General features: G+C 73.0%; 2 protein-coding genes. Both read right to left on the bottom strand.

The window, feature by feature from the left end; genetic code table 11:
• On the bottom strand, nucleotides 1-942 hold a 942-nt coding region (locus D183_RS0113535), incomplete at its 3' end, for a DUF3999 family protein (RefSeq protein ID WP_017909471.1).
• Nucleotides 939-3,349, bottom strand: a 2,411-nt coding sequence (locus tag D183_RS24760; protein ID WP_017909470.1) for a DUF2339 domain-containing protein, incomplete at its 5' end; no start/stop codon positions are given. The genes D183_RS0113535 and D183_RS24760, both read right to left, overlap by 4 nt.

The raw sequence follows: 3,349 nt of genomic DNA, 5'->3' as shown, positions 1-3,349 counted from the left end.
TGGCGAGCGGCTGCCGCCGCCCACCTGGTAGGCCAGCCATGGACCGGCGCGGTCCTGCCACGGCGCCTCGGCGCTGTCGCGGCTCTGCACGCGCCATTCGATGGCGTTGTTGCCGGGCAAGGCGATGTCGACGCGCGTCACCGGGTAGCGCCCGGGCGACACGAAGGCATAGCCGTGCTGCGCGGGATCGGTGCTCGCCGCGTCCAGTTGTTGCCAATGCCAATCGGCGACGACCGGCGTCGGTGCCAGTTCGGCCTCCACCCCGGTCAGCGGCGGCGCGCCGGCACCGGCCAGCGGCAGCAGACGCAGATAGCGCACTTCGCGACGGATGGGGATGCGCAGTTGCTGCAGCCGGTGCCCCTGGTTGCTGAGGTCGACCAGGGTCGCATCGGCCACCAGCACCTCCCAGTCGCGCAGATCGTCGCTGCCCTCGACGCGGTAGCGCGCCTGCTGTGGCTGCGCAGCGGCGGCCCATTGCAGCGACAGCGCGCGCAGCGGCGCATGCAACGCGCTGGCATCGACCAGCCAGCCGGCAGCGCCCGCGTCGGAGCCAGCGCCGGCCACGCGGGTCTGGATGCGGCGCACACTGCCGTCGCTGTCGCGCTCGGCGATCAGCTCCAGATCCGGGGTCCGCCCGTCGGGCGCCGCCGGCAGCGGAAACCACGGCAACGGCTGCCGGCGCGGCGCCGTCTCGGCCTGTTCGGCGGCGAACAGGGCCGCCGGCAGCGGGTCGCCGGCCGCGTTGAACACCTCCACGTCGCCCAGCGAGGCGCGCTGCGCGCTACGGTAGACCGCATCGTCGAGCTGCACGCGATAGGCGCCGGCATCGGCGTCCTGCAGGGTCAGCGGCCACTGCTGGGCGTAGTCGTCGCGCTGGCTGGCGGCGAACGCGCACAGCGGCAACCCGGCCAGCAACAATGGAAACAGCGCACGTCGGATCATGGGATGGCCTCCTCGGCCGGTTCTGCAGCGCGCGGCGGCGCCGGCGCCAGATAGCCGACCACCGTACACAACAACCCGTACGCGATGAACGAGGCGATGCCGGCGACGTTGCCGAGGTTGCCGCGGTCCACCAGCAGCAGCTTGCCCAGCACCACCGCCATCAATACCGCGCCGGCCAGCCACAGGCCGCGCTGGCCGCGCCGCGAGCCCAGCACCCAGCCGAGCACGCCCAGCACGCTCCAGACCACGGTCAAGCTGGTCTGCGCCACGCCATTGCCGAGCACGCCGGGCCACGGCACTGCCGCCCAGTAATGCACCGCATGCAGGGTGACGCTGGTGATCCACAGAAAGCCGGCACCGGCCAACAGCTGGGTGCGCCAGGGCCGCAGCAGCGCCGGCAGCTCCGCGGTGCGGGTCCAGCGCACGCCCAGGACCAGCAGCGCCAGCTGGGTCAGTTCCAGCGGATTGAGCACCGGCACCCAGGGCAGCGGCGCGCTGCTGCCGGGCAGGCTCAGGCTGTACAGCCAGGCCACCGCCAGCAGGCCGAAGTAGGTGCTCTGCAGCGCGCTGCGGCACGGCGCGAATGCCGCACCCAGCGGGGCCGCCAGCCAATTCCAGCGCCACAGCGACAGCGCCGTCGCCAGCAACCAGGGCGCCAGCAACAGCATCCAGCCCCAGCCGGCGGCGAGCTCGCTGTGCAGCGCGATCCAGGTGCACAGCAGCCCGACCACGCTGGGCCACACCAGCCACCATACGAACTGCGCCGCACGCGCGACGCCGCCACCGCTGTCGCGCAGGCACAGCAGGCTGCGCACGCCGAGCACCGCGAACAGCGCCCAGGCCCAGGCGCCATGCCCGGCGAACGGCTGCCCATGCACATCGGCCTGCCAGACCGCCAGCGGCAAGGCCAGGGCCAGGCCACCCAGCGTGGTCGCGGCCAGCGCCAGTGCCGGCCAGCGCCGCTGCGCCTCGGCGGCGAGCCAGCCGCTGACCGCGACCCAGGCGAGCAGCACGTCGGCACGCGCGTCGGCGTCGACGAATCGCACGATCTCGGTGACGCCGATCCCGCACCACCAGAACAGCCCCCACACGTAGTAGCCCAGCGCCGGCACGGCGGCCCGCCCACGGCGGTAGCACCAGGCGCTGGCGAAGCCGGCCAGCGCCAGCAGCAACCCGCTCATGAAGGTGGCGTTGGCCACCGCCTGGGTGTCCTGGGCGATGTCCTCCACGCCCACCAGGAAACCGAACGACGCCGCCAGTTGCAGGCCGGCGCCGCTGAACTGCGGCAGCCAGCGCCGCTGGCGCAGGCCCAGCCACGCCAACGCCGCCCCCTCCAGCGCGAACACGCTGGCGGTCGCGCGCGCGGACAGCGCCAGCGGCACCGCCAAGGTGGCGAACCCCACCGCCAGCACCGCATACGCCTGCCCCAGCACCGCGAAGCTCGCGCGCCGGATCAGCGCCGCCGCCAGCAGGGCATAGATCGCCGCCAGTCCCAGCGCACACAGGGCCAACGGCAGGCCGTCGCCGCGCAGCAGCCCCGCCTGCAGCGAAAACGCGATCAGCGGCGTGCCGAACACCAGGCTGCCGTCGATCAGCGTGCTGCGCGCTGCCTGGCGCCGCGCGTACAGGATCGGGATCAGCAGGTAGAAGGCGAAGAACAGCAGCAGGAACGGCTCGGTGCTGGCGAACTTCTCGGGCCGGTACTGCAACACGCCCCACAGCGTGCCGATGCCGAAGGTGAAGCCGAACCCGAGCAGGTTCAGCACCCGCCACGGCCGGTACCAGGCGATCGCGAACACCGCCGCATTGAGCAGCGCGTAGTAGGAGAACAACGCGACGTGGTTGCCGCTGCCGGTGGACAGCCACAGCGGCGCGAGGAAGCCGGCCAGCGTGCCCAGCACCGCCAGCGTGCGCGATTCCTGCGCCACCGCCAGCACGCACATGCCCGCGACCAGGGCGATGCTCAGCGCCAGCGCCGCGCCGGCGGGGATCAGCCCGGACAGCTTGAAGGCGGCGAACACGGTCAGCAGCAGCACACCGATCGCCCCGCCCTGCAGCGCCAGCGCAAAGCTGCGCTTGCGCGTGCGCTGGCGCCAGCCGAAGGCCAGGCCGGCCAGCGACGCGGCGGCGATGCCGGCGTAGCGCAGCTCGATCGGCATGCGCAGCCAGCCCTGGTCGCCGGCGTACTTCAGCAGCGCGGCGACGCCGGCCAGCAGCACCAGCATGCCGATCTTGACCGGGACATTGCCCTCGGTGAACCAGCGCTTGATCCCGCCCAACAGCCGTTCAATCGGATCCGGCCCACGCGGCGCGGCGGGCTGGGCCGCCGCGGCGGTGCGCGCCTGGGCTTGCTGCTGCTCGGCGCGTTCGACCGCGGCGGCCAGCGTCGCGAAATCGTCGCCCCTAG

This window comes from Xanthomonas sp. SHU 199, assembly GCF_000364665.1.
GTDB lineage: Bacteria > Pseudomonadota > Gammaproteobacteria > Xanthomonadales > Xanthomonadaceae > Xanthomonas_A > Xanthomonas_A sontii.
This window is presented reverse-complemented; position numbering and strand designations above follow the sequence as displayed.